The sequence below is a fragment of the Vibrio sp. ED004 genome (genome assembly GCF_023206395.1).
GTDB lineage: Bacteria > Pseudomonadota > Gammaproteobacteria > Enterobacterales > Vibrionaceae > Vibrio.
The window spans coordinates 690152-707150 of the sequence record NZ_CP066149.1; the positions used below are offsets into that span (position 1 = coordinate 690152).

At 41.7% G+C, this 16999-nt stretch carries 14 protein-coding genes and 1 pseudogene; 10 read left to right on the top strand and 5 right to left on the bottom strand.

Annotated elements, in window-relative coordinates; translation table 11 throughout:
* Positions 1-69: 69 nt before the first annotated feature.
* The gene (gene aroC, locus ITG10_RS02880; protein ID WP_017632538.1) at positions 70-1155 is read right to left on the bottom strand and encodes a chorismate synthase; all 1086 of its coding nucleotides are present in this window, start codon (positions 1153-1155) and stop codon (positions 70-72) included.
* A gap of 298 nt (positions 1156-1453) precedes the next feature.
* Here aroC and ITG10_RS02885 point away from each other — a divergent pair, with 298 nt between their 5' ends.
* Positions 1454-1957 carry a GNAT family N-acetyltransferase gene (locus ITG10_RS02885; protein WP_017632539.1) on the top strand — a complete coding sequence of 168 codons (504 nt, stop codon included), beginning with the start codon at positions 1454-1456 and terminating at the stop codon, positions 1955-1957.
* 359 nt (positions 1958-2316) lie between these two features.
* Complete coding sequence (locus tag ITG10_RS02890) at positions 2317-3609, top strand: site-specific integrase (protein WP_248386681.1); 1293 nt, start codon at positions 2317-2319, stop codon at positions 3607-3609.
* 21 nt (positions 3610-3630) lie between these two features.
* Here the strand turns inward: ITG10_RS02890 and ITG10_RS02895 are convergent, their stop codons facing one another.
* On the bottom strand, positions 3631-3852 hold the full coding sequence (locus ITG10_RS02895) for a helix-turn-helix domain-containing protein (protein WP_017632541.1): 222 nt from the start codon (positions 3850-3852) through the stop codon (positions 3631-3633).
* A gap of 199 nt (positions 3853-4051) precedes the next feature.
* Here ITG10_RS02895 and ITG10_RS02900 point away from each other — a divergent pair, with 199 nt between their 5' ends.
* Entirely contained in the window at positions 4052-4348 is a 297-nt protein-coding gene (locus ITG10_RS02900; protein WP_248386682.1) for a hypothetical protein, read from the top strand.
* A 102-nt stretch (positions 4349-4450) separates the two neighbouring features.
* Here the strand turns inward: ITG10_RS02900 and ITG10_RS02905 are convergent, their stop codons facing one another.
* Positions 4451-5713, bottom strand: coding sequence for a hypothetical protein (locus ITG10_RS02905; protein WP_248386684.1), 1263 nt, complete (start codon positions 5711-5713; stop codon positions 4451-4453).
* A gap of 262 nt (positions 5714-5975) precedes the next feature.
* Between ITG10_RS02905 and ITG10_RS02910 the strand changes: the two are divergent.
* Positions 5976-6416, top strand: a pseudogene (locus ITG10_RS02910) (transposase).
* A 573-nt stretch (positions 6417-6989) separates the two neighbouring features.
* On the opposite strand, the gene ITG10_RS02915 reads toward ITG10_RS02910, so the two are convergent.
* Entirely contained in the window at positions 6990-7583 is a 594-nt protein-coding gene (locus tag ITG10_RS02915; protein WP_239847851.1) for a type IV toxin-antitoxin system AbiEi family antitoxin domain-containing protein, read from the bottom strand.
* A 470-nt stretch (positions 7584-8053) separates the two neighbouring features.
* The gene (locus ITG10_RS02920; RefSeq protein ID WP_248386817.1) at positions 8054-8863 is read right to left on the bottom strand and encodes a YeeE/YedE thiosulfate transporter family protein; all 810 of its coding nucleotides are present in this window, start codon (positions 8861-8863) and stop codon (positions 8054-8056) included.
* 186 nt (positions 8864-9049) lie between these two features.
* On the opposite strand from ITG10_RS02920, the gene ITG10_RS02925 reads away from it, so the two are divergent.
* The 6 genes from ITG10_RS02925 (at position 9050) to dndE (ending at position 16927) form a co-directional block, all read left to right on the top strand.
* Positions 9050-9577 (top strand): hypothetical protein, encoded by a 528-nt coding sequence (locus tag ITG10_RS02925; protein WP_248386685.1) that lies wholly within the window; start codon positions 9050-9052, stop codon positions 9575-9577.
* 27 nt (positions 9578-9604) lie between these two features.
* On the top strand, positions 9605-11632 hold the full coding sequence (locus ITG10_RS02930) for a DNA phosphorothioation-associated putative methyltransferase (RefSeq protein WP_248386686.1): 2028 nt from the start codon (positions 9605-9607) through the stop codon (positions 11630-11632).
* Between the two features lie 219 nt (positions 11633-11851).
* A complete protein-coding gene (gene dndB / locus ITG10_RS02935; RefSeq protein WP_248386687.1) occupies positions 11852-12931 on the top strand; it encodes a DNA sulfur modification protein DndB in 1080 nt (359 codons plus the stop codon).
* Positions 12928-14562, top strand: a complete 1635-nt coding sequence (locus ITG10_RS02940; protein ID WP_248386688.1) for a DNA phosphorothioation system sulfurtransferase DndC — start codon at positions 12928-12930, stop codon at positions 14560-14562. The genes dndB and ITG10_RS02940 overlap by 4 nt, the downstream gene beginning before the upstream one ends.
* Before the next feature lie 8 nt (positions 14563-14570).
* A complete protein-coding gene (gene dndD, locus ITG10_RS02945; protein ID WP_248386689.1) occupies positions 14571-16580 on the top strand; it encodes a DNA sulfur modification protein DndD in 2010 nt (669 codons plus the stop codon).
* Positions 16580-16927 (top strand): DNA sulfur modification protein DndE, encoded by a 348-nt coding sequence (gene dndE, locus ITG10_RS02950; protein WP_248386690.1) that lies wholly within the window; start codon positions 16580-16582, stop codon positions 16925-16927. Before dndD ends, dndE begins: the two co-directional genes overlap by 1 nt.
* The last annotated feature ends 72 nt before the right edge of the window (positions 16928-16999 follow it).

Genomic DNA, 16999 nt, shown 5'->3' on the forward strand with positions numbered 1-16999 from the left:
GGGTTGCTTCATTACGAAGCAACCCTTTTTTGTCTCAGTCAATTCTATTCTAAATAAAAAGAAGCAGAATTAGATTTGTGGCGTTTCAGTTGTCACACCAAAGTTCTGACCGCGATGACGTAGCAAGTGGTCAAGCAGCACGATAGCCAGCATTGCTTCTGCAATAGGCACCGCACGGATACCAACACATGGGTCGTGACGACCTTTCGTGATTAGCTGCGTTGCTTCACCATCTTTCGTGATTGTGTCACCAGGAACGGTAATGCTTGATGTCGGCTTAAGCGCGATGCTTGCCACAATATCTTGACCAGTAGAGATACCACCTAAGATACCGCCAGCATGGTTGCTGCTGAAACCTTCTGGAGTTAATGGATCACGGTGTTCACTACCGCGTTGATTAACAACATCGAAGCCATCACCAATCTCAACACCTTTCACTGCATTGATGCTCATTAGAGCGTGCGCGATGTCAGCATCTAGACGATCAAAGATTGGCTCACCAAGGCCTACTGGCACTTTAGTCGCAACCACTTGAATCTTCGCACCAATCGAGTTGCCTTCTTTTAGCAAGTCACGAATCAGTTGATCAAATTCTGGTACTTTATCGGCATCAGGACAGAAGAAAGCGTTGTTTTCAATCTCGTTCCAATCCACTTTCTCAATTGAGATATCACCCATTTGAGAAAGGTAAGCTTGGATTTCAACACCAAATTCTTGTTTTAGGTATTTCTTCGCAATCGCACCAGCCGCAACACGCATTGCAGTTTCACGAGCTGAAGAACGACCACCACCTCGGTAATCACGCACACCGTACTTTTGATGGTACGTATAGTCAGCGTGTCCGGGGCGGAATTTGTCTTTAATTTCGGAATAGTCTTTAGAGCGTTGGTCTGTATTTTCAATCAATAGACCAATAGAAGTGCCCGTAGTTTGGCCTTCAAATACACCTGATAAGATTTTCACTTCATCCGCTTCACGGCGAGCCGTTGTATAGCGAGAAGTACCGGGGCGACGACGATCCAAATCTCTTTGAAGGTCTGCTTCGGTAATTTCTAATCCTGGTGGGCACCCATCTACGATACATCCTAGTGCGATACCGTGACTTTCTCCGAACGTGGTCACGCGGAAATGTTGTCCGATACTGTTTCCTGCCATTACTTCCTCTAAATCAGCTATTGAGCAGAAGGTTTGATTCCTAGACCGACTGACTAATAGCTTTACTTGTCTATTCTTCGTGAATTCATAGTGGCTTTATTACCAAATGATGTAAACCCCAAAAAAGGAACAATTTTAACTTTCTATTACATAGGTCGAACGAAATGAATAACGAGTGGAAACGAGCGTCGCTTTAAAGTGGGCGTTTTCACCAGTAACATTGACCAATTAACAAAGGTTAATGAACTCGGTTTAAATACTCTCTATGTTGTAGCCCACAATAATAAGGAGAAAAATAATGATTGAGTGGAGAGTTAAAAAGTTTGCGGATCTGTCTGTTCAAGAGCTCTATGATTTCTTGCAGCAAAGAGTCGATATTTTTATCGTGGATATGAACACACCTTACAGTGATTTGGATGGTAAAGATAACCATCCCGAGACCTATCACGTCATGGGCTATGAGGACGAACGTCTCGTCGCTTACAGCCGTATTATGGCTCGAAAGCTTGGATACCCAGTAGATGTTCTTCCCCTGCTTGATTCAGATGCCGACGATGTGTGTATTGGCCGAGTGATCGTTGCAAAAGACTACCGAGGAAAACAGGTTGGTAATCAACTTATGCAAGTGAGCTTCGATGCGACTCGCAAGATTTACCCTGACTGCTCTATTTTTATTTCGGCACAAGCACACCTTAAAGACTACTATGGTAAATTCGGTTTCAATGTGGTGACAGACAGTTACTTAGAAGATGGGTGTACGATGCTAGGACTTCGATATATTCCACAGATCGTAGTGGTTTAGCAGAAGTCGACAAGTACGTAGAAGAACAAGTAGAAATAAGTTTAAGTCGCCCTGAAATGCAAAAAACCCGACAACTCGGAGAGTTATCGGGTTTCTTTAAATAATGGCACGCCCTGAAGGATTCGAACCTTCGACCACATCCTTAGAAGAGATGGGATGTCGAAATCAACATGAAACACAAAGAATCAAAATAAAACGATAAAACTTTAAAAATCAAAAATTTATAATATCAAAAACATAAATATAAGTTTTATTACGTTTCACTAAGTTTCAAAGAAATCACTCGTTACTTGACCATATACTTGACCACGGATCTAGGCAAGTGCTATTTTTAATCAACGAAGCTTGGAGAAAAACTTATGCTAACTGTTACACAAATTAACAGCCTAACGCCTAAAAAAAGTTCATTCTACGCTTGGGATAAAACAGGCGAGCGCGGAAAAGGACGATTAGGTGTTCAAGTAACGCCTGCCGGTTCAAAATCTTTTAAGTTTCGTTACTACCAAAGTTCAAAAGCAATTTTGATTCCGATAGGCCGCTTACCAGGAGTTACGCTGGCAAAGGCAAGGAAAATCGCTGAGTCGTACAGCGAATTACTGTCTCAAGGTATAGACCCGTTAGAATATCTTCAGGAAAAAGAAGCAGAGCAAGAATATCTCGAACAAGAGTCACTTAGGGCTGGTTCGTTTGAGCAGCTTATAGACCTCTATACATTAGACAAATGTAAGCGCGGCAAAAGAAATTACGAAGAAGATAAACAAAAAATCATCTGCAACATCTACCCTTACCTTGATAAAACACGCAAAGCAAAAAGCTTCGAACCAAGTGATTTTATGCAGGCACTCAGTATCCCTATCCAAGAAGGTTACGCTCCAAAAAGTAATAAGCTTCGTTCTTACTTACATGCCGTCTTTGAGTTTGGACTTAAAAACGATAATGACCCAGCAAGTAATAACTCTAAAGTGAAGTTTGGGTTGAAATACAACCCTATTTCAGCCATTCCTAAGCAAACATACGCCGAAAAGGCAGGAGACCGTTTCTTAAACATTGATGAATTAATACAACTCATCCATGACATGAGCTATCGCTACCACGACCTTAAGTTAGCAACATCAACGCGACGCTTTATCAAGCTTTGTTTCTATTTAGGAGGCCAGCGCCCCTATGAGATCGCCAATACTAAATGGAGCGATATTAACTTCCGCGATAAAACACTCACGATTCGCGCTGAAATTTTCAAAACCAACCACGCACACGTAGTACCTCTCACTCATACTGCAGTGGAGATCCTCAAGGATTGCCTCAAAGATAACGAATTTAATAGTCCATTTGTGTTCCATAAAAAGACCAAGCCAACTGAGCCAATGCCAAGCAACACTCTTGCTCAAGCAGTGCTGTCCTACAAACGGAATACAGAAATTGAAAACTTTATTGCGAGAGACTTTAGACGAACATTTAAAACGCTTGGCGGTCAATTCAAAATCAGTAAAGAAGTCCGTGATAGAATTCAGGGACATGCTATCAGTGATGTCTCAGGCAAACACTATGATAGGTATGAGTACTTGGACGAGAAAAGATACGGACTAGAACTATGGGAAGAAGTTCTCAATGAACGATTAATTGAGCGCTCAAAGTTTGGGGACATTTCGTAGATCACGCATTGAAACTATGGCCTATTCAAGACGCTCAACTTCAAAAAGTTCGTCAATTTGAACATCCAGATACAAACACAACTTACCAATGACATCTAGCTCTACCCTCTCCGCTTCATCGTAATACAAACGTGTGATGGTACCTCGATTAATCCCAGTATCCCTCGAAACAATTGAAATCTTTAACCGCTTTTCGCCCATAATCCTAGACAAATGGCACTTTACTACGCTTTTTAAAAGCAAAATATAACCTCCTATAAGTCATAATAAGTTGCAAAGACGTAATTATGTACTAATATTAATCTATAGGAGATTAAAAGTATGCTCCTAAAGACCAATATGTATGACTGAAGAGTGTAATTTGTACAACTCTAGTTCGCTGTGACTCTGGTCTCATCTGGGGGAAGACCCCACGAAAGTTTCGAAGAATATGGAGTTGAAAATGAACATCACCCCTATAGAGATCCAAACTGCAGGAATATGCTTAGAGATTGCAGCTTTTGAGGAATTCCATCACTTAACCAGCGATGAAGTAAGAAGCTACCAGCCTTCAATACAAGATAAAATATGGGAACATGATTTCCATATAAATTGCCACCTAACTGAAGGTTATGTAAATCATTTATCTCAGAGAGCAATAGAAGTACTACTTAAGTGTCGACAAGGAGCTCACGTCCATGATGCAAGTTGGATTATAAGGCAAATATCATCTTCAGAAAAACAAACCTATCTGCACTAGTTTGTTTAAATCCACCAGCATTGCTGGTGGATTTATCCCCATTTAGAAACAATAATAATTACTCTCTCATGATCGAAATCTGTTTTTTATACTAAACAGTCATTAATTTACGGGACGATAATTTTCCGTGTATTCCTTATTATTGCCACCCTCCAAACTATTGTTTTTATTTCCTTCATAAGCATCCAACTTCTTGGTCAACTCTAGATTTTTCTTATATTCAAAATCTAACTTAATCCGCAAAGCTCTCTCTGTCGGATTACTAGATCTAATTACTTCATCATATTCCTTTCTCAGATCTAGCAGTTTACCTTCAATCACAGTTAATTCATTTTCCAATCTGGCTCTTTCTAACCTTTTATAATAAAGAATTTCATTCTCTGATTTATTATTTAGTACAGTTTTATTTATATCACGTTTTATTTTCTTTAGGTGGTTATTTAACTTAACAATATCTTCTTTAGCGACCATTAATTCATGCTTACTATCATTATAATTAATTTCTTCCTGCTTCTTAACTAAGCGAAGTCTATTAATTTCAGAAGTGGTTTTTATTAATTCTTTTTTTAGTGAAACTGACCTACATTCTTCTTTTCTAAAATTGGACTCTTGGTCTATTATTTTTGACTCAATGCCTGAAAGCTTAATCAGTTTAACACTTAACTCTTTTTCTACTTGGCTATAAGAAGCATTAAGAGATTCTAAGGCCGCCTTAATTCGTTCAACAAGAGCCTCTAAATACTCTGCTTTATCCTTATGTACAGCACTTGTTAACTCCTTCGATTTACCACGGACAAACCCTAATTGAATAAATGCCCTACCTGTAAGATCTTGAAGCTTCTTCATATTGCCTTTTCCCATTAGGCGAAAAGGATGAATCAACTTTTCGAAATCGAAATTAAAGAAGGTCATATGCACGTGAAAATTTTCAATGAACTCTTCGGATTTAAAATGGCCCTCATCAACATGAAGATCAATCGCCATTGGAAACAGCCCAAAGTTCTTATGAATAAAGTTTGCCAATTTCTTACAGCAATCTATAATTTTATCTTTCCAATTGAATGGATACTTTGACTTTACAACCATAACTTGGTCTCGAGAAAGAACAACAACATTATCAACGAAGGCGTTTGAATTTTTAGAGAATTTAATATTGCAAGTACGCTTACCTGCAGCTTCCTTCAATTTTTTCATTCTCTTCTCACAATTTTCGAATGAAAAAACCTCTTGAATATAAACATTTCCACAACTCAACTCCGGATAGACGTTCTTGTCATCTACAATAGTTCTTACATGATGTTTTCTAAGACCAAGAAATTGAGTTTTTTTAAATCCCTTCATCTGACTAGATACATAATTACTCATAATGAAACCTATTTTTTTTATTTACATTAACAAATAATTTCACATGGTGTAAACACTGAACAAATCACATTAAACAAGGAAAATAAAAAACATCGAACCATATTAAACCACGATGTTTCAATATGTTTCATGGTAGTTCTAATTTATTTTAAATTAATTGGAGCTAATTTTTGATAGCGTAGCGGCTTTGTTGCGTAATTCAATGGAACTAAATCCAGAACCTACGATCTGATTAGTTCCGTCCACTCCCTCTCTTAGCCCAATACCTAAACCTCATTACAAAACAACCAGGAAGCAAATACACCCAATCATTAACCGTGGTTCTCTGACCTTTTGGCTTGATGACGCTGCGATAAATGGGTGAGCACAAAGAAAACAGCATAAGCGTAGGAGGTCTCGTCGGTTAAGAGATTTAGCTATCACGATAACGCTCAGGGTGAAGCGAGTTTTCTATGCCGCTGAAAGCGCGGTCCCCATCAAAATCATGCCTTGGGTTGCCAGAAGTTATACGGCTCAAATAAGTATTAGAAAGAGCGGAATGGACACCATAGACGCTCGCTGTCAGAAATCGAGATGGATCGAGTTAAACAGTTGTTAGGAGGGCGATTGAACTTAAGAGATTACAATGCACAGGTGGGGGGAGACTTACTCGATGATAAAAGCGTTGAACAAGCATACGGAGTTAGGTATGCCTGAAGACTAAACGCCCTTACAAGCCCCACCGCCTAGCGTATTCTGCAGTGAAAATCTAGTAAATGAAAGACTAAGACAGGCACAGTTGCAATACCTATTGGCGCACTAATACTGCCTATTGGCGCACTAATACTGCCTATTGGCGCACTAACGCTGCCTATTGGCGCACTAACACTGCCTATTGGCGCACTAATACTGCCTATTGGCGCACTAATACTGCCTATTGGCGCACTAACACTGCCTATTGGCGCACTAATACTGCCTATTGGCGCACTAATACTGCCTATTGGCGCACTAACACTGCCTATTGGCGCACTAATACTGCCTATTGGCGCACTAACACTGCCTATTGGCGCACTAATACTGCCTATTGGCGCACTAACACTGCCTATTGGCGCACTAATACTGCCTATTGGCGCACTAACACTGCCTATTGGCGCAGATGTAACGTCTACTCAATCAAAAGCTCCCAAATAACTAATTTTTAGGCACTGACAAAGTACACTCCATGGATCCGCCCTCAACCTAAATTTCAGGGTATCTATTATACCTATGGACAAAGACGCAAAGGAAAAAGAGCTTATTAATTCCAACTCAGCGCTTCAAGGTAGGGCATCATGATATTAGTCATTCGGTAATACTTGGCATATTCCCAGAGCTTATCGTGATTGAGCTTATTAGCTCGTTTTGCTTCCACAAATGCTTCAATCGCAACGTCAATCCCGATTTTATTACGGAACTTAAAACAATCAACAATAGTCCGCTCAACATCAGTCACCAAAATAGGAATACCATCAACTTGTCTTGAGACAACTCCAAAATTCGCCATGTCTCTGGTGCGAACAATTCGTATGTTTGGGTAGTCAATGCTGGGCGCTCTATCGTTTTTATTAATGCTGATCCACACCTGAAATGGCGCTTGGGTGGTGAGGTCGTGGTATCTGAGAGCAGACAGAAGGCAAATAACGCTATTTTTCGCTCTAGCACTAACCTCTGCAAAAGATTGCATTTCTGACTCTTCTCGCCCTACGTATCCATAAAGCCCTCTCTGAAGTTTTTCTATATGACCTTTTTCCACGGCGCGAGAAAGCGCTGCACGAGTGATGTTGAATTTCGCGGCATCTGAGGTAGTAAATATAGATAACTTTTTAAGTTTATCTCGTTGTGAGGGATTCATTTAAAATGATACGCTTTGTAGTACATTGTATGTATTGTACTACAAAGCGTATCACCGTTCCTGCAATAAAGCAGAACATATTAGAAATGTTACCTGAAATCGTTTCAAGGCATATCAGGCTAAATATGACCGCCTCAGGTTATATGACGATGAGGCACACCATCGCTTCCCCATCTCTGATCATACTATGCCATATCGTTTACTGGAGTATGAGTACTGCTGAATTCTACTGCATAGTGAAAAGCCGACATATCCAATCGGCGCACTGCGCCGATTATTAACATTCAAGGTTTCAATACACAAACAGAGTGCAATTCCCGAAATATATAACAAAGCCACCACCACATTCACAGCACACATATTAAGCCGCTTCGGTTAAGCATAACTAAATTTTGGATATGGATTAATGTGTTGCACCACTGCAGTAATAATTGTGTATGTTGTAGCTATTAAAAATCGATAAATAGTGATTAGTTTGGCTTTGTATGCAGACTCGGCAACACAAGAGTCCCAAGATAAATCCCAACAATGATACTCAACACAGAAAAAACACCCGCTAGAGAAAGCACCGGCATGGCAACAAGAAGTTGAGTGTCATTCCCTCCTCCTGCCATTACGGCTCCAAATCCCATAAGTACACCAGCAATTAAATGTTTACCAAACCGACGTATCGGGCTAAACCTCAATGAAAAAGATCCTGTAAATAGTGCAGCACTGATCATTCCAACCAATAGTGAGGTCATCAATATAAAACGCTCACTACTCGGCCAGTCTTCTGTCTTCCCATGCCAAATTGAAGTACCCATAGATTTCAGCAAACCACTTGGCGTCCAATGCGGTTCATACAAGAATACGAAGCCGGCCATCAACCCAATACCCAGCATCGAAAACCACAGCTTACGATTGACCGAGTCCATAAAGTAACAACTCACCACAATTGTGAGCGAGATACTTCCAAGGAATATGTACCTGGAAAAGTCGGACAGTACCAACCTAGAGCCTTTCAACTCCGAAGGCAAAACTGGAGCAAACACCAACCAAGCAACAAACCAACCGAATACAGTAGCCAACATAACCACTTCGCCGCGAGCTAACCTGCTCACTGTAGAAACCCCACAACCACTGTTGATTGCCGCGCCAATACCAAATAGAAAGCCACCAAGCAGTGAGAACAAACTCGGCCAAAAAGCTATGGACAACTGGCGCCCCTCAACCACTGAACCTAACCCCATTGATACCCAAGCCAGCGATCCACTAAAAACAATCGCAACGATGAACATTGGTGCTCCTTTCGTCGCCTCTTTTACTCCTCTCACCATACAAAGACCTGTAGTTTGGGCGAGATACCCTAGTAAGAAAATGCAGAGCAAAGCGAGAATAAACAACATACCTAGCCTCCAGATTGCATTGATTTTGCTGTTGTCGTTCGTTAAATATAGTAAGAGCGTAAACTTCTAGGTAAGAATATGAGCCACATACTGGTTAACTGGCATAGACACAAGCACCCCGGCTATTTGGGTAGCAACGTAACTAACGAGCTTTCTAATGCCCAATTACAGCGTTTAATGGTTCAGATTCTCCAGCCCATCGAACGAGAGTTTGGAAAAGTAACGGTAACCTACGGCTACACTAGTCACTCTTTGCTTCGTTGGATATTGAAGAACAGCCCTGGTGACATGGCTCCAGACATTGACCAACACGCTTCCATGGAACTCAACAGCAAAGGCAACCGTATTTGTAAACGAGATGGTGCGGCCTGCGATTTTTATGTTGAAGGCTATGAAAACCGAATGGATGAAGTCGCGAAACACATTTGCACTCACCTAGCGTTCGACCGCCTCTACTTTTATGGAAAGAACAAACCGATCCACATCAGCATTGGCCCTGAAAACAGCCGGTATGCACTGATTCGGCAAGCACGAAGTGATGGGCTTCGCGTAAATACGAAAAGTGCAAACGGCAGCGCCACACAGACCTTATTCGATGACTTATAATCGAAAAAACATCGGAGAGGACAAGGAATGAACGAAGAACTGTTTGCTGAGCTAGTGGCACAAATCAAAGTGGGGAAACAATTGCCGGATGCCGTTTACCTTCACAGAGACGCCTTCAATGCCCTTCCGAATGTTCTTACACAATTCATTCCTGCCGTTGCAAAAGCCGTTAGCTTAGAAGACGACTGCTGGAACCTAATCAAACTATTCAAGAAAGAATTCCGCTTATCCCTTCTTCACTACCCTGACTTTTACACCGATTCTTACCCGGCTTTAAAACAGAGCTTAAACGTCGATCTCTCTAAACTCAGCCATAAAATCATGAGCTACGAAGGCTCTGATAACCCTCCGATTTTGCACCGCAAAGAGACCATGGTTTTGCCCGACAGCGAATACTTCGAGCACTTCACCTCTCTAACACAAGAAGGTGAAAATGCAGGGCTTTATGATAACAGCCGCGTCATTGGATTTAAGCGCTCTTGGGAAAACTTGATTGCACGCCATGGTTACGAGCTTGTCGATGGCCGCCTGTTCCGTAGCTCTGCAATTACGCAAATAGAAGACGCAGGGATAGACAGGCACAGAACTGCACTAGTGCGACATGAGTTGTCTGCACCGATGAAAACATTGGTAAAGCATGGTTACTTAGAAGGCTCTTACTCTATTTTCGACTACGGTTGCGGCCGAGGTGACGACTTACGAGAGCTTGAAGCGCATGGTTTAGATGTGCTTGGTTGGGACCCGAACTTTCAACCGGATAACGACAAAGTTAGTTCCAGCATCGTTAACTTAGGTTTTGTGCTTAACGTTATTGAAGATCAAGATGAACGGTTAGAGGCGCTTTTAGGAGCTTGGGAATTAGCAGACAAGTTCTTGGTGGTGTCTGTGATGCTGGCGAACGAGAACTATATTGCGCAGTTCACACCCTATAAAGATGGGGTGATCACCTCTCGTAACACCTTCCAAAAGTACTATGCGCAATCTGAGATAAAAGCATACATAGAAAGAAGCCTTCAAGAAGACGCCATTACCGTCGCACCCGGTATTTTCTATATATTCAAAGACAAACTCGAAGAACAGCAATACCTACAGAGTAAATACAAACGACACCACAAATGGCAACAACTGACGTCGCCAGAACCTATCGAAGCAAAAGATAAAGCCAAACTGCTTATTACCCAGCATCAAGACTTGTTCAACAGCTTTTGGAACACCTGCTTAGAACTAGGCCGTATTCCAGCCAGCGACGAATTTGAACAATCTGACAAAATCCGGGAGCTAATCGGCTCACACAAAAAAGTGTTCAACTTGCTGCAAGAGATGTTCGATACCCAAGAGTTTGAGCAAGCGGAAAAAAGCAGAAAAGAAGACCTTTTACTGTACTTCGCAATGGGGCTGTTTGAGAAAAGAAAGCCTTACACTCAGCAGCCAGAGCCATTAAAGCGTGATATTAAAGCACTGTTTGATGACTACAAAACTGCCATTAACCTGGCTGCCGAGCTGCTGTTCGCGATTGCCGACACCGACTTAATCCAGCAGCAGTGCGAGAAAGCACATAACCAGTTACCAGCCAGCCTTTTGAACGAAGGGCATTCATTGATCCTACACAGAGACTTTATCGATGATTTGCCATTACTGCTAAGGGTCTACGTAGGTGCGGGGCTACAAATGTATGGCGAACTGGATGAAGAGATAGATCTAATCAAAATTCACATCACATCCGGGAAGCTCACCCTCACCGCCTATGACGACTTTGAAAGATCGGTTCCTTTCTTAGTAGAACGCATAAAAATCAAGATGGCCGAACAAGACATCGACTTCTTCGATTACGTCAATGAAGAGCGCAGGCCGCCATTGCTGAACAAGCATCTTTACATGCAAGCAGGACACGAGAGCTACAAGAAACAACAGAGCTTCGATAAACGATTGGCGAAGCTCATGGAGTTTGAATCAAATGAAGAAACACATATGGTGAGAGCAGAATTTGAAGTGCTTTTAGGTAAACACAACAAAGAAATCAAAGGGTTCATAATCAACACCCAAGTACCCACGTAAACTTTTAGAAAAAAAGCGCCCTGCCATAGAAATCCCCTCTCTATCACTGTAAAATACTCGACCTATTTTGGCAAACCAATGTAGTATTTCGCACTTTCGAAACGCATACATAACAAACCCGACGCCTAGTATGTCATTTTTTGACAAACTAAAAATAATTAACTTTACTTATTTTTAGTTCTTACGTCATAAAAATAACAAACCAACTAAGGTCTTCCCATGCAAAATCAAGATTCAGGTTATTGCTACTCTTTTCCTGCTGTTAGAGGTATTCAAGCTGGACGTCCATTTTACATTGCGACATGCCCTCTTCGAATTATTCCAAAAATTTTCAGTTACAACGAAGATGACGTTCCACCAGAGCTAAGAGCTCAAAGAACTTTGAACAAAACTCGTATACCTGAAATGGTCAAGTACCTACTCGACAACCCTAAAGAGTACGTATTCTCAGCATTAACAGCATCGGTTGGAGTTGATATATCTTTCCACGATCATGAAGGTGCGCCTAATTTAGGTACACTTCAAATCCCAATGGATGCGCAGATTCTAATTAACGATGGGCAACACCGCCGTAAAGCGATAGAAGAAGCACTAAGAGAGAATCCAGACCTTGGGCAAGACAACATTCCAGTATTGTTTTTCATCGATGAAGGTTTAGGTAGAAGCCAACAAATGTTTGCTGACTTAAACAAATACGCAGTAAAACCCAGTCCATCTCTTGGCACTCTCTACGATCACCGAGACGAAAGCTCTGAATTAGCGCGTGAATTAGCAGCTAAAGTGAAGCCCTTCATTGGAATGACTGAAATGGAAAAATCCAACATCAGTCCAAAGTCGAACAAGCTATTTACTTTAAGCAGCATTAAACAATCAACAAGAGCACTTTTAAGTAAAGGACCAAAAGATGGTTTCACTGAAGAAGAGAAGCAGTTAGCGTCTGAGTTTTGGGAAGAGGTCACTCGCCATATTAAAGATTGGCAAATGGTGATCGACAAACAAGTATCCCCAGCACAGCTTCGCCAAGAATATATCCACGCACATGGTGTCGGGCTGCATGCGATTGGCGTCTTGGGTAAACACCTGTTGTGCCAAGAGCCAAAGCAATGGAAAGAAAAGCTCCAGTTACTAGGGAAAGTTAATTGGTTGAAAACCAACCCTGAATGGATAAAGCGTAGCATGAACCACGGCAAGTTGAGTAAATCGAACATCAATATTCAGCTCACAGCAAACGCACTTAAAATTGAACTTGGGTTACCACTAACCCCAGAAGAAAAAGCTCTAGAGAAGCAGTTATCATGATACACGAGCTAAAACTGGCAGAAGATCTCGCCGAAGAATACCAAGAATTCATCAACGCTGAAGAGTTCGCAAATAATAAACTCAGCTATTATGTTGCTGACGTTCAACGCGTCTATTGTGCAGACAACCGCCCATGGGTGATTGGCTACAGTGGTGGTAAAGACTCCTCCGCGATCATGTCTTTAATCTATATGGCACTACTTGGCCTAGAAAAAGAACAACGCCACAAACCCGTATTTGTCGTTTCATCAGACACACTGGTTGAGACACCTGTTGTTGTTAACCACATTAAAGACTCCTTAGCGGCAATACAAAAAGGCGCTAAGCGTGACGACTTGCCAATCAGCTGTCACAAAGTTGTGCCTGAGTCAGACCAAACGTTCTGGTCAAGTCTTCTTGGTAAAGGCTACCCAGCACCAACTCGCTCTTTCCGTTGGTGTACTGAGCGAATGAAGATCGATCCTGTGAGCGACTTTATTAAAAGCAAAGTGTCTCAATTTGATGAGGTGATTGTTGTATTGGGCTCACGTAGCCAAGAAAGTGCCTCGCGTGCTCAGGTTATCGCTAAACACAAAATTGATGGCTCTCGTCTAGCTCGTCATACAACGCTAGCCAATGCATTTATTTACACCCCTATTGATACATGGGCTGTTGATGATGTTTGGAAGATCTTGCGTTTATGTCACCTAGAGACAAAAGAAACGCCACTGGGTACTAGAAACATCTGGAAAGATGACTATGACCTAGAATGGGAAAACCCATGGGGCGGCAAAAACCTAGTACTTTGGAATCTATATAAAGACTCTTCAGGCCAAGGTGAATGTCCAATGGTGATTGACGAGACTACCCCCTCTTGTGGTAACTCTCGTTTTGGTTGCTGGACATGTACCGTAGTAACCAAAGACCGAGCGATGGAAAGCCTTATCCAAAATGGCGAAGAATGGATGGCGCCTCTTCTTGAGTTCCGTAATAAGTTAGCAATGACAACAGACCCAGCTAACAAAGCAGAGTTCAGAAACCATAAACGTCGTACTGGCCGCGTAAGTTACCAATACGCAAAAGAAGGCGAAGATATTGCTAGCGACCGTAAGCACGTCCCAGGTCCTTACTGGCTTAAATACCGCCGCCAATGGCTTCGTGAACTTCTAGAACTAGATAAGAAGTTTAAGGCTGAAGGGCGAGAGATTGAGTTAATCACAGTTCCAGAACTGCATGCTATTCGCCAGGAATGGATTCATGATCCAAATGAGCCAGACTGGGATGACTCTCTACCGACACTTTTCAAAGACGTTTATGGTTATGACCTAGATTGGGTATACGACGATAACGCGAGTTTTGGTAAAGATGACGCACAGCTAATTCATGAGCTATGCGACAACTTCGATGTTGAGCCCGAGATGATAATGAAACTGATTGAGCTGGAAGTTTCTATGGAAGGTTTAAGTCGCCGTAGCGGTATTTCAAACAAAATCGCATCGCTATTGAAGCGAGACTGGGGAAGCTTGGAAGAGATCAAACAAAAGCATGCATCTCTGCAGAGTAAGGCTGAGTTTGATATTCACCAAAAAGAAATTGAGCGTTATAACGAACAGCTTGCTGACTTAGATAAGCAGCTTCAAAAAGAGTTTTAAATACTGAAATGTTGATTACAAAACTAACTTTAAACAACTTTCGCGTGTTTCGCGGTGTGCATGAAATCGACCTGCGCCCTGCTCCTGCTCGTCTAAGTAAAAATGGCCCTATTGAAGGAACCGAACGACCAATCATTCTGTTCGGTGGCCTTAACGGTGCTGGCAAAACATCGATTCTGACCGCTGTACGACTCGCTCTTTTTGGCCGTCAATCATTTAGCCAAGTTCTGTCAAACGGTGAGTATGTTGATGCCCTAGCCGAGCTTATTCATAAAGGTGTCGGCCATGGTGGCGTTCAAGATAACGCATCTATCGAGCTTGAGTTTAAATACAGCCAAAACGGTGAAGAGAACACTTATAAAGTGATTCGCGGTTGGAAGCGCGGTAAGAAAGATAACCTGTGCCTTGAGAAAGATGGTATTCAAATTCCTGAGTTGAATTACGAGCAGTGCCAAGGCTTTCTTAATGAACTTATTCCAACTGGCATTGCTGACTTATTCTTCTTTGATGGAGAAAAAATTGCAGAACTAGCTGAAGACGAATCTGGAACAGTTCTGAAAACAGCTGTACGTCGACTATTAGGTTTAGATGTAATCGCGAAACTCAAGAGCGACCTAAATATCTTCTTGAAAAAGCAAGGTTCCGGAGCTTTAAGCCAATCTCTAAAAGAAGAGATGAATGCATTAGATGAGCAAAGAATTGATCACGAACGTAAAGCTGAAAAACTTCGTGGTGAGGCTGATATTGTTGATGCTCAAATTGAGCTAGTATCACGCGATATTCTTAACCTGGAAAACAAACTTTCCCAGAATGGTGGTGCTTGGGCAAAAACCAGAGAAGATGAGCAACACAAAGTTGAAAGCTTGCTTAAAGAGAAAGTGGAGCTTGAAAAGCAAATTCGTATGGAAATGGAAACCAACCTTCCATTTTCACTTGCTCCGAAAGCAATGCAAAGACTTCAAACTCAGATCAAACAAGAGCAACAAGTTAAGAAGAAGCAGAACTTTGGTAATGAGCTAGATGCTTTCCTAGAAACCCTATGCTCAAAATACCCAAGCTTTGATACCGAGATGGCGCAAAACGCAATTGCAGATAGCTTTAAAGCACACGTCGGTGAATTCGATTCAACTGAGCTTCTTTTGGATATCTCTGATCGCCAAGCGAATACTATCGACTACCAGCTGTCCAACCTATCGCAAGATTCTTTCTCTCGTTTTGACAAAGCACGAGTACGTCTAAGCAAAGTCGAAGAAGAGATCGACAACGCTTCAAACAATATCGCGCGAGCACCAGAGCAGGAGCAAGTGCAGGAATTGTTTGCAGATGTTCGAGCTTTAGATAAGAAGAAAGAAACGCTGATTATCGAATACCATGATTTGCTAGAAAAGGCCAAACGTGAGCTTCGACTAGCGCTAGAAACAGCTCGTCAAATTCAGAAGCTACACGATAAGCACAAAGATCAATCCAATAAAGACCAAAGTATTAGTAACGCTCAAAACTCTATCTTATTACTAGAGAAGTTTGGTGAACAGTTAACTAAAGCTCGTGTTAATCAGTTAGAAAATGAGTTCGTTCAGTCATACAAAAAGCTTGCTCGTAAGGAAGATTTACAGCTCACAGCTTCAATCAACCCAGCAACATTCGATGTTGAGTTAGTTGATGAACACGGTATTAAGATCAACCGTAAGGCGATGTCTGCTGGTGAGAAGCAGATCTACGCGATCTCGATTCTAGAGGCTCTTGGTCGTACATCGGGTCGTAAACTTCCAATCATCATTGACACGCCGCTAGGTCGATTGGATTCACATCACCGTGACAAACTGGTAGAGAACTACTTCCCAACCGCAAGCCACCAAGTGGTGATTCTATCTACCGATACAGAGATCGATAGAAACTACACAAGTCTTATCCAAGACGATATTGCTCGTACTTATGAGATCTGTTTCGACGGTACAACTAAGGCTTCAACATTAAAAGAAGGTTACTTCTGGAAAGAATCGATTAAGGAGGCAGTGTAATGCTACCTAACCGTATGAACTTAACCCGCTCTACTGAAGAACAGCTCAAAAAGCTAAAGGGTTATACTGGTATCACTCCAAACGTATCGGCACGTATCGCTTTCTTTCGCTCTATTGAAAGTGACTTTCGATACCAAGGCCAAGAAGCTAAGCTAGATGGCTCACTTGTACTCGATAAGTACACGTGGCTAGGTGAAACTGGTAACGTGACAGAACTTATGTTGAAAATGTACTACCCAGAGCTTGATACAAAAGAGTACCAACAAGCTTGGGCAGCACACGTTGAAGATGGGATTGCTTCTATCCGAAACCACAAACTATTAGTATCTCTAGCTAAGAGTATCTAATCTAATTTACTATCCTTAGGCTAATTCTTACAAATCAGCCTAAGGATAGGTTAGTACATATAAATCATTGCT